Annotated in this window: 14 protein-coding genes; 8 read left to right on the top strand and 6 right to left on the bottom strand. The window is 60.8% G+C overall.

What is annotated here, in order from left to right:
* Positions 1-26 precede the first annotated feature (26 nt).
* From AC3IX1_RS25970 to AC3IX1_RS25980, 3 genes are all read right to left on the bottom strand, one after another.
* Positions 27-1151, bottom strand: coding sequence for an ABC transporter ATP-binding protein (locus AC3IX1_RS25970; RefSeq protein WP_056726651.1), 1125 nt, complete (start codon positions 1149-1151; stop codon positions 27-29).
* Between the two features lie 351 nt (positions 1152-1502).
* Complete coding sequence (locus AC3IX1_RS25975) at positions 1503-2132, bottom strand: response regulator (protein WP_008051638.1); 630 nt, start codon at positions 2130-2132, stop codon at positions 1503-1505.
* Positions 2133-2146: 14 nt separating this feature from the next.
* Positions 2147-4543, bottom strand: coding sequence for a PAS domain-containing sensor histidine kinase (locus AC3IX1_RS25980; protein ID WP_489386286.1), 2397 nt, complete (start codon positions 4541-4543; stop codon positions 2147-2149).
* A 73-nt stretch (positions 4544-4616) separates the two neighbouring features.
* On the opposite strand from AC3IX1_RS25980, the gene AC3IX1_RS25985 reads away from it, so the two are divergent.
* The gene (locus tag AC3IX1_RS25985) at positions 4617-5606 is read left to right on the top strand and encodes an alpha/beta hydrolase family protein (protein WP_489386287.1); all 990 of its coding nucleotides are present in this window, start codon (positions 4617-4619) and stop codon (positions 5604-5606) included.
* A 152-nt stretch (positions 5607-5758) separates the two neighbouring features.
* Here the strand turns inward: AC3IX1_RS25985 and AC3IX1_RS25990 are convergent, their stop codons facing one another.
* Genes AC3IX1_RS25990 through AC3IX1_RS26000 form a run of 3 tightly spaced genes read right to left on the bottom strand, consistent with a single transcriptional unit; the run spans position 5759 to position 8215 of the window.
* Positions 5759-6526, bottom strand: coding sequence for a TerB family tellurite resistance protein (locus AC3IX1_RS25990; RefSeq protein WP_489386288.1), 768 nt, complete (start codon positions 6524-6526; stop codon positions 5759-5761).
* Between the two features lies 1 nt (position 6527).
* Entirely contained in the window at positions 6528-7199 is a 672-nt protein-coding gene (murU, locus tag AC3IX1_RS25995) for an N-acetylmuramate alpha-1-phosphate uridylyltransferase MurU (protein ID WP_489386289.1), read from the bottom strand.
* Positions 7196-8215, bottom strand: coding sequence for an aminoglycoside phosphotransferase family protein (locus AC3IX1_RS26000; protein WP_489386290.1), 1020 nt, complete (start codon positions 8213-8215; stop codon positions 7196-7198). The genes murU and AC3IX1_RS26000 overlap by 4 nt, the downstream gene beginning before the upstream one ends.
* 130 nt (positions 8216-8345) lie before the next feature.
* Between AC3IX1_RS26000 and AC3IX1_RS26005 the strand changes: the two genes are divergently transcribed.
* From AC3IX1_RS26005 to glpE, 7 genes are all read left to right on the top strand, one after another.
* Positions 8346-11144: an LPS-assembly protein LptD gene (locus AC3IX1_RS26005; protein WP_489386291.1), complete on the top strand. Its 2799-nt coding sequence runs from the start codon at positions 8346-8348 to the stop codon at positions 11142-11144.
* Positions 11125-12441, top strand: coding sequence for a peptidylprolyl isomerase SurA (gene surA, locus AC3IX1_RS26010; RefSeq protein WP_489386292.1), 1317 nt, complete (start codon positions 11125-11127; stop codon positions 12439-12441). Before AC3IX1_RS26005 ends, surA begins: the two co-directional genes overlap by 20 nt.
* Positions 12438-13427, top strand: a complete 990-nt coding sequence (gene pdxA / locus AC3IX1_RS26015) for a 4-hydroxythreonine-4-phosphate dehydrogenase PdxA (protein WP_489386293.1) — start codon at positions 12438-12440, stop codon at positions 13425-13427. The genes surA and pdxA overlap by 4 nt, the downstream gene beginning before the upstream one ends.
* Positions 13424-14233 (top strand): 16S rRNA (adenine(1518)-N(6)/adenine(1519)-N(6))-dimethyltransferase RsmA, encoded by an 810-nt coding sequence (rsmA, locus tag AC3IX1_RS26020; RefSeq protein ID WP_046039480.1) that lies wholly within the window; start codon positions 13424-13426, stop codon positions 14231-14233. Before pdxA ends, rsmA begins: the two co-directional genes overlap by 4 nt.
* Before the next feature lie 115 nt (positions 14234-14348).
* Positions 14349-14729, top strand: coding sequence for a Co2+/Mg2+ efflux protein ApaG (apaG, locus tag AC3IX1_RS26025; protein WP_007980214.1), 381 nt, complete (start codon positions 14349-14351; stop codon positions 14727-14729).
* Positions 14729-15610, top strand: a complete 882-nt coding sequence (locus AC3IX1_RS26030; RefSeq protein WP_489386294.1) for a symmetrical bis(5'-nucleosyl)-tetraphosphatase — start codon at positions 14729-14731, stop codon at positions 15608-15610. Before apaG ends, AC3IX1_RS26030 begins: the two co-directional genes overlap by 1 nt.
* A 33-nt stretch (positions 15611-15643) precedes the next feature.
* On the top strand, positions 15644-15973 hold the full coding sequence (glpE, locus tag AC3IX1_RS26035; protein WP_489386295.1) for a thiosulfate sulfurtransferase GlpE: 330 nt from the start codon (positions 15644-15646) through the stop codon (positions 15971-15973).
* Positions 15974-16133: the final 160 nt, after the last annotated feature.

Here is a 16133-nt window from a genome sequence, read left to right on the forward strand (position 1 = left end):
GGTTGGTGTTGGTGTTGCCGGGGCGATCAATGCGCCTCTAAAAGAGGATCGAGTGCGCGAACGTGCTCGACCTGCCAGCCAAGCGGTACCACGTCGCCGACGGCGAGCGAGGGATCAAGCTCGGCAATCGGCTGTTTCACGAAGAAGTCGGTCTTGCCGCAGACTTCCATGCGAACCCGGACGTGGTCGCCCAGATAGATGAATTCCTCGACTCGCCCGGAGAAGCGGTTGACGCATTGGTCGCTGGAGCCATTGAGGCTCACTCGCTCCGGACGAATGGACAGGGTCACCGGCTCGCCGGTCTGACCGACGTTGACCGCCAGGGCTTCCACCTTTTCACCACGTCCGAGCTCGACAATGCAACGGTCGCCGGTTTGGCTGTGCAGGCGGCCATTGAGGCGGTTGTTCTCGCCGATGAAGTTGGCGACGAAGGTATTTTTCGGCTCTTCGTAGAGGGTGCGCGGCGGTGCGATCTGCTGGATTTCACCCTGATGGAACACCGCCACACGGTCGGACATGGTCAAGGCTTCGCCCTGATCGTGGGTCACGTAGACCACGGTGACGCCCAGGCGCTGGTGCAGGTGCTTGATTTCCATCTGCATGTGTTCACGCAGTTGTTTGTCCAGTGCGCCGAGGGGTTCGTCCATCAGCACCAGTTGCGGCTCGAACACCAGCGCGCGGGCCAATGCCACACGCTGTTGCTGACCGCCGGAAAGCTGCGCAGGGTAGCGCTGGGCGAAGGCATCGAGCTGGACCATGCTCAGCACGCGCTTGACCCGGGCACTGACGTCGCTCTTGTTCATGCCGCGCACGGTCAGCGGGAACGCCAGGTTCTCGGCTACCGTCATGTGCGGGAACAATGCGTAGTTCTGGAACACCATGCCGATGTCGCGCTTGTGCGGCGGCACGTTGTTGATGGCGCGCCCGCCCAACAGGATTTCGCCCGCGGTCGGCGTTTCGAAGCCGGCGAGCATCATCAGGCTGGTGGTCTTGCCGGAGCCGGACGGCCCGAGCAATGTGAGGAATTCGCCTTTGCGAATGTCCAGGTTGAGGTCCTTGACGATCAGGTTCTCGCCGTCGTAGCTCTTCTGCACTCCACGAAAGCTGACCAGAACATCATTGGCCCCTGCGCTTGAATCGACCTGGCTCATACCCACACCTTTGTTATTGATGACTGCTGTGGGACTAAGCCTAGTGGACGCCGGGGACCGCGCAAATCGGGGCGCAAGAGAGATTGGCCTCAGCCGGATGGAAGGTTGGGGGTAGGGATTGCCCTACAAGGATGGCGCAAATGGACAAGACAGCTACAAGTGTCGAGCTGCAAGCCGCAAAAGCGAGCAAAACGGCTGTCGCTATTGGATATGCCTGCCATCCCAAACCAGACGGAGATCCCTTGTAGGAGTGAGCCTGCTCGCGATGGCGTCCTGTCAATCAACATTGCATTGACTGATCCACCGCGATCGCGAGCAGGCTCACTCCTACAGTTTTGATTGCGGTGTGCTTTAGAGGAGTTTGTGCTCCATCGCGTATTTCACCAGTTCCGCCAGCGAGGTGATGTTGAGTTTCTGCATCAGCCGCGCCTTGTGGGTGCTGATGGTTTTGCTGCTCAGCGCCAGTTGCTGGGCGATGTCGTTGACGTTGGCGCCCTGGGCCAGGCGTTCGAACACGGAAAATTCGCGCTCGGATAGCAGCGAGTGCAATGGCCGCGAGTCGGTAAGACCGACCTCGAAAACCATGCGGTCGGCCAGTTCGGGATCGATGTAACGCCCGCCTGACGCCACTTTGCGAATGGCCGTCAGCAACAGCGCCGGGTCGCTGTCCTTGGTCGCATAACCGGCAGCCCCGACCTTCAACGCCCGGGCGGCCATCTGCGCTTCATCGTGCATCGACAACACCAGGATCGCCGGTGGATTGTTCAGGGCGCGAATCCGCGGAATCGCTTCCAGGCCGTTGACGCCAGGCATGGAGATGTCCAGCAACACCACTTCGCAGGGCACATGACGCAAGGTGTCGAGCAACTGCTCGCCATTGCTCGCCTCCCCCACCACCAGCAAATCCTTGGCCAGGCCAATCAGCTGCTTGATGCCTTCGCGGACGATGGTGTGGTCTTCGGCTACCAGTACACGGATCACGTTCTTCTCCAGATTCAAGATCTATCGAGCGGTACTCGCACGCTTAGGGAGGTGCCTTCACCCGGCTCACTCTCAAGGGATAACTCACCGCCCATAATCAACACCCGCTCACGCATTCCGACGATCCCAAAGGAAGTTGGCCTGCCAGGCGCGGCGACAAATCCTACGCCATCATCACTGACCGTCAGACACAACTCGTCGCCTTCAAGGGTCAGTGTCAGTTCAACAGTATGCGCCTGGGCGTGCCGCATGACATTGGTCAGCGCCTCCTGAAGGATTCGAAACAGGCCGATTGCCTTCGCATCGCTCAGCACCGGCAAGTTGTCCGGCACCTGCACCAGACACGGGATCTGCGTGCGCGCCTCGAATCGGCGGGCCTGCCACTCAATGGCCGAGGCAATGCCAGCGTCGAGAATCGGCGGGCGCAATGCCGTGGCCACATCACGGACCAACTGAAACAACTGAGCGATCAAGCGCTTCATGCTGTTCAAGCGCTCGTTCAGACCCGGATCAAGCTGCGCGTAGGCCAGTTCGCACATCGACGTTTCCAGCTTCAACACGGTGAGCATCTGACCCAACTCGTCGTGAACTTCCCGGGCAATGCGCGCTTTTTCTTCTTCGCGCACGCTTTCCAGGTGCGCGGACAACTCACGCAGTTGTTCCCGGGAGCTGGCCAGTTCAAGTTCAATGCGCTTGCTCTCGCTGATGTCCCAGACGATCCCGTCCCAGACATAGGCGCCATCTTCCAGGCGGCGGGTGATGGCCTTGATTTCCGCCCAGCGCTGCTCGCCCTGACGCGTGAGGATTCGCCCCTGCCACGACCAGTCGCTGTCGGTATCCAGCGCATGATCCTGGGTCTGGTGATAGCTGGCCTTGTCATCCGGATGCACGAGGCTGCGCAGGCCTTTATCGCGATGCGCCAGCGTGGCCGGCGAGTAACCCACCAGGCTTTCGCTGCCTTCGCTGATGTAGGCAAAGTCGATCTGACCGGTCACCGGCGCCCGCTCCAGCCGGAAAACCAGCCCCGGAACGTTGGCGGCGATACCTTGCAGCCGCGCCTCGCTTTCCTGCAAGGCCGCCAGGGCACGACGCCGCTCCGTGACATCGTTGAGGTAAACCACCAGGTATTCGCCATCGCGAAAGCGCAGAAAACTCAACGAGACATCAGCCGGCAGGATGCTGCCATCGGCCCGCACGCAATTGGATTCGAAACTTTGCGGGCCGTCTTCACTGGCCCGGGCGCGCTTCCACAGGTTCAGCCAACGGTCCATGTGCAGGCCAGGCTCGAAATCGATCAGGGGCCGATCGATGATCCCGCCGGCCGGATAACCCAGCATGCTTTCCGCCGCGCGGTTGGCGTAGCGCACATGGCTGTCCCAGTTGACCCAAAGGATACCGACGGTGCTCTGGTCGATGGAAAACTGGGTGAGCCGCAAGGCCTCTTCGCTGGCGGCGCGCAAGGCGATATCGTCTTGCGCGGCCAGCAGACGCTGTTCAAGGCTGTGCTGCTGGCGACGCTGCCAGACCACGATGGCCATGCAACTCAACGCCAGCACGGCCAGCAACAGGCAGAGGTTCTGCCAAAAACCCGGAGACTCGGTGAGCCGCGGATACTTGGGCTGCAGCCATTGATTGTGCAGGTGCTCCAGGTCCTTGGCCGGGATCGCCCGCAATGCACTTTCGACGATGCCCGCCAGTTCCGGCTTGTCGCGGAGCGTGGCCACCCGCAGCAACTGCGGCAGGCCGACATCCCCCACCACCACCAACCCGGCGAACTCCGTCTCGACCGACAAGCGTCCCAGCTGCGCCTCATCGATCACCGCATAAGTCGCCTGCTGGCCAACCAATAATTGCAATGCCTGGCGTTCCATCGGTACGCCTTGCAGATTCAGGTGTGGGTAGTTGCCGCGCAGGTAATCGGCGATGGCACTGGGCATGCGCACGGCGACGCGGGTCTGGCTGTCGAGCTTTTCCAGCTCGACAGCCCCGGCGCTTTTCTGGTCGCTGACCACCAACTGCGGTACTCGCATGTAGGGGTCGGAAAACTGCCAGAGGCGCAACCCGCCAGGGGTTTGGGTCAGCCCCGGGGCGATGTCGATTTCGCCCTCGCGTGCAGCCGCCTCCAGCTGTTCAAGGTCGGGAAAGTTGCGCCAGCTCAGTTCGACGTTGAGGGTCTTTGCCAGCCACTTCATCAAGTCGACATTCACCCCGGACAGGCGCTGCAAGCGACGATCGTATTGCGCATAGGGCGCCTGCAACACCAGGCCGACACGCAACTCGCTCTGCTGTGCCAGCCAGTACTGTTGTTTCGGGGTCAGTTGGGCAAGGTGCTCCGGGGGCACGGCCGCCGCCCAGCCCATCAAGGGAAACCACAAGCAGCCGATAACCCACAGGCAGCGAAAACGCATCATTGAACTCTCACACACTGACAAATACTGACCAACCCATTAGGCTGCCGGAACATCTTCTGGCCTGGAATATCCGATGCCCCCTGTCTACCGCCTGGCACTGCCAGCATTGTGCCTGTCGCTGATCCTGCCATGCGCTTTTTCCGTCAAGGCGGCCGACCCGGCACCCGCCACGGAAGAAAAAACCGCCGAAGAAAAACCACTCGAACGTCAGCCGCTGCCTGAGCGTAGTCAGGAAGAAGCGACTGCACTTGAGCGAAAGATCCCGGCTCAGGAACAGCAACCACTGCAAGCAGGCACCGACACCTTTCTGGCATTGTGGAAACCGGCCAATACCGCCGACCCCAAAGGTGCGGTGATTATCATCCCGGGCGCCGGCGAAACTGTTGACTGGCCGCAAGCGATCGGCCCTTTGCGGCGCAAATTGCCGGATGCCGAATGGAGCAGCCTGAGTATCACCTTGCCGGACCTGCAAAGCGATGCCATTGCGCCACGAATCGTGGAAGCGGCGCCGGTACCCAAGCCCGCCGAAACCGGCAGTAAAGACTCGACCACCGCCGCGCCCATCGAACAGGTGGCCGGTGGCGAGGCAGATGTAACCGACAAGGTCGTCGCCGAAACCACCGAAGAACAGTCCAAGGCAGATGCCGAGCGCATCTTTGCCCGGATCGACGCCGCGATCGCCTTCGCCGAACAGCAAAGCGCCCGCAGTATCGTGGTGTTGGGGCATGGTTCCGGCGCCTATTGGGCCGCGCGCTACCTGAGCGAGAAGCAGCCATCGCAGGTCGAAAAGCTGGTGATGGTTGCCGCCCGGACACCTGTGGCGGCCACGCCCGGGCTTGCAGCGCTGACCCCGACCCTGAAACTGCCGACCGCGGATATTTTCTACAAGGACAAAGCGCTGGATCGCGACGCAGCACTGGAACGCCTGCAGGCCAGCAAACGCCTGAAGTCATCGGCATTCAGCCAGGTCGCACTCAAGGCGTTGCCGGATACCAAGGCCGAACAGGAGCAACTGTTCCGTCGGGTACGGGGCTGGTTGAATCCGCAGAACCCGGCGGGCTGACAGACCGAGGCGCGATCTTCGCGGGCAAGCCACGCTCCCACAGGTTTTATGCCGATCACAAAATTGCGAACGACACAAAACCTGTGGGAGCGAGCTTGCTCCGGGCGGCGTTCCGACGATAGCGGTATCACTGGCGACGCAAGTTTTCCGGGCTAGCGAAAATCCCGCCGTTCCCGAATCAGCGTGTAGGCATTATGCAGTTCACGCGTTCGCTCGGTGGCCTCACGCACCTGCGTGGCCGTCGCGCCACTGCCGGCAATCTTGTCCGGATGATGGCGACTGAGCAGGCGCCGGTAAGCACGCTTGATCTGCGCCGGTTCAGTAGTGGCCGACACCCCCAAAAGCCTCAACGCGTCCTGATAACTTGGCACGCTGTTGGCCAATGGTCGTTTCTGCGGCTCATAGTCGTGGGCCAGCGCCTGCACCTGAAGGGGCGTCCAGCCCAACCATTTGCCCCATTGGCCGATCAGTTTACGTTCACTGCTTCCGGCACGACCATCGGCCCAGACCATTCGCCAACAGGCGCGCAATACGCCTTCTGCCGCATGGGGCTGGGCACTCAGGCGACGCAGATAACCGCGCAGCCGGTCGCGGCCCGACTTGCCGCGATTGAACGCGGCAATCGCACGACGCTGGGCCGACTCGGACATGTCCAGCGAGCGCATTTCCGCCCGTGCCTGCTCGACATGCCCAGCCATCACCTGGCCATCACACTTGGCCAGGCGTCCCAACAGGACAAACAGCAATTCATCGTTACGCAACACCGGGCGACCGCCCAGCTTTTCCCGCAAGTGCCCCCAGCTCTGCAAGTGCAAGCGCCGATCAAGCGCCTGCCCCAACAACGCGCCGAGCATGGCCCCCGGAATGCTGGCTATGGCAAAGCCTGCTCCGGCTCCGATCAGAGTCCCTGGCCACAGCATGTCAGCGGCTCGCTTCTATCAATGTTTCAACTTCGGCCAGACGCTCGTGAGTGCCGACATCGACCCAGTGCCCCCTCATCTGCTCGCCGGTAACCTGCCCGTCAGCCATGGCTTTGCGCAACAGCGGCGCGAGCTTGAAGGCCCCCGCGGTGCAACCGTCGAACAACTGCGGATGCAACACGGCGATGCCACTGTAGGTCAGGGTGCCAGCCTCTGGCTGACCGTCGCGCACCTGCGTTTCGACCAGGCTGAAGTCCCCGGCCGGATGATGGGGCGGGTTGCTGACCAGCACCAGGTGCGCCAGGCCGTTGATGGGTTGATGCAGCACGCTGAAGTCGTAATCGGTCCAGATGTCGCCGTTGACCACGACAAACGCTTCATCCCCCAGCAATGGCAACGCGCGGAAAATCCCGCCGCCGGTTTCCAGGGGCTCGCCTTCGGCCGAGTACAGAATGCTCACGCCATAACGCGAACCATCGCCCAGGTAGTCTTCGATCTGCTGACCGAGCCAGGCGTGATTGATCACGATGTCGGTGAACCCGGCGGCGGCCAGCGCTCGCAGGTGATACTCGATCAGCGGCACGCCGCCTGCACGAACCAGCGGTTTTGGCGTGGTCAGGGTCAGCGGGCGCATGCGCTCGCCTTTGCCCGCGGCCAGAATCATTGCCTTCATGCTTTCACTCCGGCGCGCAGACTGGCCAGCAACACATCCAGCCCGGCCAGTTCAGGACGGCGAGCGATCACCGCTTCTATGTACGCAAAGAAACGTGGCACATCACCCAGATAACGCGGTTTGCCGTCGCGATGGCAGATGCGCGCAAAAATGCCGATGACTTTCAGGTGACGTTGCACGCCCATCAAGTCACTGGCACGCAGGAAGTCCTCGAAGTCGGGCTGAACCGGAATCCCGAGCGCACCCGCTTGTTGCCAGTAGTTTTCGAGCCAGCCGTGCACACGCTCCTCCGGCCAGCTGAGGAATGCGTCCTTGAACAGGCAGGTCACGTCGTAGGTCACCGGGCCATACACCGCATCCTGGAAATCCAGCACACCGGGATTGGGCTCGCTGAGCATCAGGTTGCGCGGCATGTAGTCGCGATGCACCAGGACTGTTGGTTGTGCCAGGGCGCTGTCGATCAACAGTTCGCTGAACTGCTGCCAGAGCGTTTGTTGCGCCGCGTCGAATTCGATGCCCAGTTCGCGCTTTACGTACCACTCGGGGAACAGCTCGAGCTCGCGACGCAGCAAGGCCACGTCATAGCTCGGCAAAGGCGCAACCATCGGCAACTGCTGGAAAGCCAGCAACGCTTGCAGGGCATCCGTGAACAAATCGTCGGCGTTTTCGCTGTCGATGACGTCCAGATAGGTCTTGTTGCCCAGGTCATTGAGCAAAAGAAAACCGCGTTCGAGGTCTTCGGCATAAATTTTCGGCACATTTATTCCGGACTTTGCCAGCAAAAAGGCGATATCCACGAAGGGTTTGCAGTTTTCCTGGGGCGGTGGCGCGTCCATCACGATGAAACTTTTGTCACCGCCTTCCCAACGGAAATACCGCCGGAAACTCGCGTCGCTGCTGGCCGCAGTCAACGTGGCCGGGGGTACGACGCCCCAGCCCTGCTCGGCAAAAAGGGTCGCCAATTGTTCATCGAGCCAAACTTTCAGGTGTTGCAAGCGTACATCTTGATCAGGCATTGCAAGGGTCTCCGACGGCGCTAGCCGTCAAGCGGGTCATGCTTTATTATCCAGCATCTTTTTCAGACCATCGAGAGGCGTGCGGCCCACACCGCGGGCAGATGGCACGCAGGAAGCCCGGACTAATAAGATGGCATTGAAATCCCCCGCGTTTCGTAAAAAATTTCCGTTGTTGGTTACCGGCAGTTTGCTGGCGCTGCAACCCCTTGCCACTTCCTACGTGGTCGCCGCGGAACAGTTTGACTGCTCAGTCTCTGCTTCGGGCTCCTGGGACTGTGCGCCAAAGACGCCGGCAGCTGCATTGCCACCGCGCCCCGTCCATGACGGCAGCGCAGTTTCCGCCACCGGCGAAGCCCCGGCCGAGAACGGTTCCAGCGAAGACGCCGGCGCCAAGCCGGTGCTGGTCACCGAATCCAAAGGCCGTGGCCTGACGTCGCGTAGCGCAGACTACAGCCACCTCGATTGGGTTCCCCGCGAGCAGCTCACCGCCGCACAATTGGCCGAAACCGGTCCTTATTGCTCCGGTTCCTATATCGAACCGATTCGTCCTGGCATGGATGACAAGACGAATAAAAGTGACGCTCCAACCTTTATCGGCGCAAAAGCCTCCCGCTATAAGCAGGATGAGCAAGTTGCGACCCTGGCCGGCGACGTTGTCATGCGTCAGGGCAGCATGCAGGTCGAAGCCGACGAAGCCAACCTGTACCAGGCCGAAAGTCGTGGCGAGCTGAGCGGCAACGTGCGCATTCGCGACAACGGCGCGCTGATTGTGGGCGACCACGCCGACGTGCAGCTCGACACCGGTGAAGCCAAGGTCGACAACGCCGAATACGTGATGCACAAATCGCGCATCCGCGGTAATGCGCTGTACGCCAAACGTGCCGAGAACGCGATCATCCGCCTCAAGGACGGTACGTACACCACGTGCGAACCGAACAGCAACGCCTGGCAGCTCAAGGGCAACAACATCACCCTGAACCCGGCCACCGGTTTCGGTACGGCGACCAACGTGACGCTGCGGGTCAAGGACATTCCGGTCCTGTACACGCCGTACATCTATTTCCCGATCGACGACCGTCGCCAGTCCGGCTTCCTGCCGCCGACCATCGGCACCGGCAGCGATACCGGCTTCATGCTGGTCACCCCGTACTACTTCAACCTGGCGCCGAACTACGATGCCACGTTGTACCCACGCTACATGGAAAAGCACGGTTTGTTGATGGAAGGCGAATTCCGCTACCTGACCAAGTCCAGCGAAGGCCAGTTCGGTGCGGCGTACCTCAACGACGAAAGCAACGAACGCGACAAGCAGAGCGACGCCGAAAAAACCCGCTACATGTACAACTGGCAGCACAAGGGCGGTCTCGACTCGCGAGTGCTCACGCAAGTCGACTACACCAAGATCAGCGATCCGTATTACTTCCAGGATCTGCAGACCGACCAGATTGGCATCAAAAGCAACGACTACGTGAACCAGCAGGGTTCCGTCACCTATCGTGGCGACAGCTATATCGCTCGGGTGAACGCCCAGGCATACGAACTGGCGAGCGTATCGAACATTACGCCGTACGACCGCCTGCCGCAGATCACCTTCAACGGTGCGCTCCCCTATAATCCGAATGGCTTGAGTTTCAGCTACGAAACCGAGCTTGTACGGTTTGACCGGGACTTGAAAAACGGCCTCTACTCCGACGAAGACGGCAATCTATCGCCACGTCTTGATAACAACGTTGTAGGTCTGGCGCGCGCTACTGGCGACCGCCTGAACCTTGCACCGGCCGTCAGCCTGCCGTTGAACTGGACCTACGGCTTCCTGAAACCGACGCTCAAGTACCAGTACACCCAGTACCAACTGGATCTGGACAACACCGGCAAGGCGCAGATCGCCGCGCAAAGCGCAGAGCAGGACAAGCTCAGCGGGACCTTCGACAGCAACCAGAACCGCGGCGTGCCGATCGCCAGCATCGACAGCGGCCTGTACTTCGATCGCAATACCCAGTATTTCGGCAAGAACTACCGCCAGACCCTCGAGCCGCGCCTGTTCTACCTGTACGTGCCTGAGGTCGACCAGGAAGACATCCCGGTATTCGATACCAGCGAAAACACCTTCAACTATGAGTCGCTGTTCCGTGACAACCGTTTCTCCGGCTCCGACCGTGTCGGCGACGAGAACAAACTGTCCCTGGGCGTGACCAGCCGCTGGATCGAAGACAACGGTTTCGAGCGTCAACGCATTAGTGTCGGCCAAGCCCTGTACTTCAAGGACCGCGAAGTTCAGTTGCCGGGTATCGATCCAAAAACCCGCAAGGATACGCAGGCCAACGTTTCCCCTTACGCGCTGCAATACGAATATCGCTGGAACCGCGACTGGCGTACCACGGCCGACTACAACTGGGACCCGGACAGCCGTAGCCCTCGCTCAGGCAGCGCGATGTTCCATTACCAGCCTGAAGACAACCCGAACAAGGTCATCAACGCCGGCTATCGCTATCGCAATGACCAGGTCCGTTACGACCAGAACACCGGTAAATGGACTGTGGGTGGCGGTGACTACGGCACCCCTGGCACTCCTGGCTACGTGAAGGATTACTACAAGATCCAACAGCACGACTTCTCGGTGATCTGGCCGATCGTGCCGCAATGGAGCGCTATCAGCCGCTGGCAGTATGACTACAACCGCAACCGTACCCTGGAAGCCTTCGGTGGTTTCGAGTACGACAGCTGCTGCTGGAAACTGCGCCTGATCAACCGTTACTGGGTCGCCTATGACGAGTTCAGTCAGGAAGCACCACAAAACGAAAAAGGCGACCATGGCGTCTTCCTCCAAATTGTTCTGAAGGGACTCGGCGGCCTCACCGGCTCCAAGGCAGAGAGCTTCCTCGACAAAGGCATTCAAGGTTATCGTGAACGTGAAGACCAAGCTTTCTGATTGTTTGCGCCCGCTGATGCTGGGCGCGCTGTTCCTGAGTACGGCGGCGAGCGCCGCCGTACAGTCCATCGATAAAGTGGTGGCCATCGTCGACAACGACGTGGTCATGCAGAGCCAACTGGACCAACGGGTTCATGAAGTTCAGCAAACCATTGCCAAGCGTGGTTCTGCCGTGCCGCCGGCCAGCGTGCTGGAGCAGCAGGTACTTGAGCGCCTGATCGTCGAAAACCTGCAATTGCAGATCGGCGAGCGCTCCGGCATCCGCATTACCGACGAAGAGTTGAACCAGGCTGTCGGCACCATTGCCCAGCGCAACAACATGTCGGTCGAGCAGTTCCGCGCCGCCCTGACTCGCGACGGCCTGTCCTACGACGACGCACGTGAGCAGATTCGCCGCGAAATGGTCATCAGCCGTGTACGCCAGCGTCGGGTCGCCGAACGCATCCAGATCTCCGAGCAGGAAGTGAAGAATTTCCTGGCGTCCGACCTGGGCAAAATGCAGCTGTCCGAAGAGTTCCACCTGGCCAACATCCTGATTCCTACGCCGGAAAGCGCCAACTCCGACGCGATTCAGAGTGCAGCCAAACAGGCCGATGCGATTTACCAGCAGCTCAAGCAAGGCGCTGACTTCAGTCAGTTGGCAATCGCCAAGTCCGCCAGCGAAACCGCACTGGAAGGTGGTGACATGGGCTGGCGTAAAGCCGCTCAATTGCCTCCGCCGTTCGATCGCCTGCTGAGCACCATGCCGGTGGGCGATGTCACCCAGCCAATGCGCACCCCGGGCGGCTTCATCATCCTGAAGGTCCTCGAAAAGCGTGGCGGTCAGACCCAGATGCGCGATGAAGTGCATGTGCGCCACATCCTGGTCAAACCGAGCCCGATTCGCGACGAAGCAAAAACCAAGGCCCTGGCTGAATCGCTCTACAGCCGCATCGAGGCTGGCGAAGACTTCGGCGAGCTGGCGAAAAGCTACTCGGAAGACCCGGGGTCGGCCCTCAACGGCGGCGACCTGAACTGGATCGACCCGAATGCACTGGTGCCCGAGTTCCGCGAAGTGATGGCCAATACCCCGCAAGGTCAGCTGTCCAAGCCGTTCCAGACTCAATACGGCTGGCATGTCCTGGAAGTCCTTGGCCGTCGCGCCACTGACAGTACCTCACAGGCTCGCGAGCAGCAGGCAATGACCGTTTTGCGTAACCGCAAATACGACGAAGAGCTGCAAACCTGGCTGCGTCAGATCCGTGACGAAGCGTACGTGGAAATCAAACTCCCTGGCGCCGACCAGGCAGCGCAGTGAACCCCCAACGTTTCGCGCTGACACCCGGCGAACCGGCCGGCATAGGTCCCGACCTGTGCCTGCTGCTCGCCTCGCAAGCCCAGCCTCACCCCCTGATTGCCATTACCAGCCGCGACCTGCTCATTGAGCGGGCCGCGCAACTGGGCGTGGTTGTCGACTTGCTGCCAGTCACACCGGACAACTGGCCGGATGCACCCGCGCCAGCCAACAGCCTGTATGTCTGGGACACACCGCTCAATGCCAAGGCCGTCGCCGGGCAACTGGACAAGGCCAACGCTGCCTTCGTTCTGGAAACCCTGACCCGCGCCGGCCAAGGCTGCCTGGACGGGCATTTCGCCGGGATGATCACGGCGCCCGTACACAAGGGCGTGATCAACGAATCCGGCATCGCCTTTTCCGGACACACGGAGTTCCTCGCCGACCTGACCCACACTGCACAAGTGGTGATGATGCTGGCCACACGCGGTTTGCGCGTGGCCCTGGTGACCACTCACCTGCCCCTTCGCGAGATTGCCGACGCAATCACGCCGGAGCGCCTGGAACGCGTCACGCGAATCCTGCACGCCGATCTGCAAAACAAATTCGGCATCGCCCGGCCACGTATCCTGGTGTGCGGGCTCAACCCCCATGCCGGTGAAGGCGGACACCTGGGCCATGAAGAAATCGATATCATCGAACCCACCTTAGAGCGCCTGCGCGGCGAAGGCATGGACCTGCGCGGTCCCCTGCCCGCCGACACTCTGTTTACCCCCAAGTATCTGGAGCACTGCGACGCAGTGCTGGCGATGTACCACGACCAGGGCTTGCCCGTGCTGAAATACAAAGGCTTCGGCGCGGCAGTCAACGTGACCCTCGGCTTGCCGATCATCCGCACTTCGGTCGACCATGGTACCGCCCTGGATCTGGCCGGCAGCGGCAAAATTGATACCGGAAGCCTGCAAGTCGCCCTGGAAACCGCCTACCAGATGGCCGAGACCCGTTTATGACCGAGCACTACCAACACAAGGCGCGCAAGCGTTTTGGCCAGAACTTCCTGCACGATGCCGGCGTTATCGACCGTATCCTGCGCTCCATACATGCCAAGGCAGAAGACCGCCTGCTGGAAATCGGCCCGGGCCAGGGCGCACTGACCCAAGGCTTGCTCAGCAGCGGCGCGCAACTCGATGTGGTGGAGCTGGACAAGGACCTGATCCCGATCCTCAACCAGCAGTTTGCCGGCAAGAGCAACTTCAACCTGCATCAGGGCGATGCGCTGAAGTTCGACTTCAACAGCCTGAATGCCGCGCCTGGCAGCCTGCGTGTGGTCGGCAACCTGCCATACAACATCTCCACGCCGCTGATTTTTCACCTGCTGCACAACTCTCACCTGATTCGCGACATGCACTTCATGCTGCAAAAGGAAGTGGTTGAGCGCTTGGCGGCAGGGCCTGGCGGTGGTGACTGGGGCCGGTTGTCGATCATGGTTCAGTACCACTGCCGGGTCGAGCACCTGTTCAACGTCGGCCCGGGGGCATTCAACCCACCGCCGAAAGTCGACTCGGCCATCGTGCGCCTGGTACCCCACGCGGTGTTGCCACACCCGGCCAAGGATCACCGCCTGCTGGAACGCGTCGTGCGCGAAGCTTTCAACCAGCGCCGCAAAACCTTGCGCAACACCCTCAAGCTGCTGCTGAGCAATGCCGAAATCGAAGCCGCCGGCGTCGATGGCAGCTTGCGTCCCGAGCAACTCGACCTGGCCGCGTTCGTGCGTCTGGCTGACAAGCTCAGCGAACAAAAGCCTGCCGCTGACTGACAGGCGATGAGCGCTATCGGGTAGGACGCCACTCTGGTCTACTACCCGATACTTGGCCTAGACTGAACTCCAACAGCTACGCCCCGCGTCCCGCTTCGTTTTTAAGGCCCCTTGCATGTCCGATCCTCGTTATCAGGTCGACGTCAGCGTCGTCACCCGCTATCTGGCAGAACAATCGCAACCCGAGCACGACCGCTTTGCCTTCGCCTACACCATCACCGTGCAAAATAATGGCGAAATGCCCGCCAAACTGCTTTCACGGCACTGGGTCATCACCGATGGTGACGGGCATGTCGAAGAAGTGCGCGGCGCAGGCGTGGTGGGCCAGCAGCCGCTGATCGACCCCGGCAAGAGCCACACCTACAGCAGCGGCACGGTCATGACCACCAAGGTCGGCACCATGCAAGGCACCTATCAGATGCTGTCCGACGACGGCAAACATTTCGATGCCATCATCGCGCCCTTCCGCCTGGCGGTACCCGGAGCCCTGCACTGATGGCAACGTACGCTGTCGGTGACCTGCAAGGTTGTCTTCAAGCCCTGCAATGCCTGCTCAAACAAGTGACGTTCGACCCATTACGGGATCGTCTGTGGCTGGTGGGCGACCTGGTCAATCGCGGCCCGCAGTCGCTGGAAACCTTGCGCTTCCTCTACAGCATTCGCGAATCGCTGGTGTGCGTACTCGGCAACCACGACCTGCACCTGTTGGCGGCCGGACGCAACATCGAACGCCTGAAGAAGTCCGATACCCTGCGCGAGATCATCGAAGCGCCGGATAGCGCCGAACTGCTCGAATGGGTGCGCCAGCAAAAGCTCATGCACTACGACGAACAGCGCAACGTTGCACTGGTCCATGCCGGCATTCCACCGCAATGGTCGCTGCGCAAAGCCTTGAAATGTGCCGCCGAAGTCGAGACCGCCTTGCGCGACGACAACCTGTTGCCGCCCTATCTCGATGGCATGTACGGCAACGATCCGGCGAAGTGGGACAGCGACCTCAAAGGCGTGACGCGCCTGCGGGTGATCACCAACTATTTCACCCGGATGCGTTTTTGCACCGCCGAAGGAAAACTCGATCTCAAGAGCAAGGAAGGCCTCGATAGCGCGCCGCCAGGCTACAAGCCCTGGTTCCAGCACAAGGAACGCAAGACCAGGGATCTGAAAATCATCTTCGGTCACTGGGCGGCACTGGAAGGAAAGTGCGACGAACCGGGTATCTCTGCCCTCGACACCGGTTGCGTCTGGGGCGGCGCCCTGACTCTGATGAACGTCGACAGCGGTGAGCGCCTGTCCTGCAAATGCGACGAACACGGTCATGCCGTGCCGCCAGTCGCCTTATCCATTCCCCAAACATCGTCAGCCGGCGCCCCGCGCTAGACTGCCCATTCAGCCGAGCCACAGGAACCCGCCATGAGCGAATTCAAACGTATCCCCCCGGAACAGGCCCAGGCCCTGCGCGAACAAGGCGCAGTGGTGGTCGACGTCCGCGACCCGGCCACTTTTGCCGCCCTGCACATCGCAGGCTCGAAGCATCTGGACAACCATTCCCTGCACGCCTTCATCCAGGGCGCCGACCTCGATGCACCGACCGTGGTAGTCTGCTATCACGGCAATTCCAGCCAGGGCGCTGCCGCCTACCTGATCAGCCAGGGCTTCTCCGACGTCTACAGCATGGATGGCGGATTCGAGTTGTGGCGTACGACGTATCCTGCGGAAACGGCGCAAGGCGCCACTGAATAATTTTTTTGTAACATTGCAAGCCCCGGCTCCCGCGGGCTGGCGCGGTGGCAGACGAACGGTCTGCCACAACTAATTACGTATCTCGCCTTTACCTCCCGAATTCCCAACTATCCTTAAGCCCAGGCCATCCAAAACAGGGGAGAGCCGGTACACCGGCGCA

The organism is Pseudomonas sp. KH_046_2 (genome assembly GCF_057838985.1).

Bases quoted from the DNA above. Each gene is read 5' to 3' on its own strand.
- AC3IX1_RS26000 (WP_489386290.1), bottom strand. From the start codon at position 8,215: ATGCCTGATCAAGATGTACGCTTGCAACACCTGAAAGTTTGGCTCGAT.
- AC3IX1_RS25990 (WP_489386288.1), bottom strand. From the start codon at position 6,526: ATGCTGTGGCCAGGGACTCTGATCGGAGCCGGAGCAGGCTTTGCCATA.
- apaG (WP_007980214.1), top strand. From the start codon at position 14,349: ATGTCCGATCCTCGTTATCAGGTCGACGTCAGCGTCGTCACCCGCTAT.
- glpE (WP_489386295.1), top strand. From the start codon at position 15,644: ATGAGCGAATTCAAACGTATCCCCCCGGAACAGGCCCAGGCCCTGCGC.
- AC3IX1_RS25985 (WP_489386287.1), top strand. From the start codon at position 4,617: ATGCCCCCTGTCTACCGCCTGGCACTGCCAGCATTGTGCCTGTCGCTG.
- AC3IX1_RS26005 (WP_489386291.1), top strand. From the start codon at position 8,346: ATGGCATTGAAATCCCCCGCGTTTCGTAAAAAATTTCCGTTGTTGGTT.
- AC3IX1_RS25980 (WP_489386286.1), bottom strand. From the start codon at position 4,543: ATGATGCGTTTTCGCTGCCTGTGGGTTATCGGCTGCTTGTGGTTTCCC.
- rsmA (WP_046039480.1), top strand. From the start codon at position 13,424: ATGACCGAGCACTACCAACACAAGGCGCGCAAGCGTTTTGGCCAGAAC.
- AC3IX1_RS25970 (WP_056726651.1), bottom strand. From the start codon at position 1,151: ATGAGCCAGGTCGATTCAAGCGCAGGGGCCAATGATGTTCTGGTCAGC.
- murU (WP_489386289.1), bottom strand. From the start codon at position 7,199: ATGAAGGCAATGATTCTGGCCGCGGGCAAAGGCGAGCGCATGCGCCCG.
- AC3IX1_RS26030 (WP_489386294.1), top strand. From the start codon at position 14,729: ATGGCAACGTACGCTGTCGGTGACCTGCAAGGTTGTCTTCAAGCCCTG.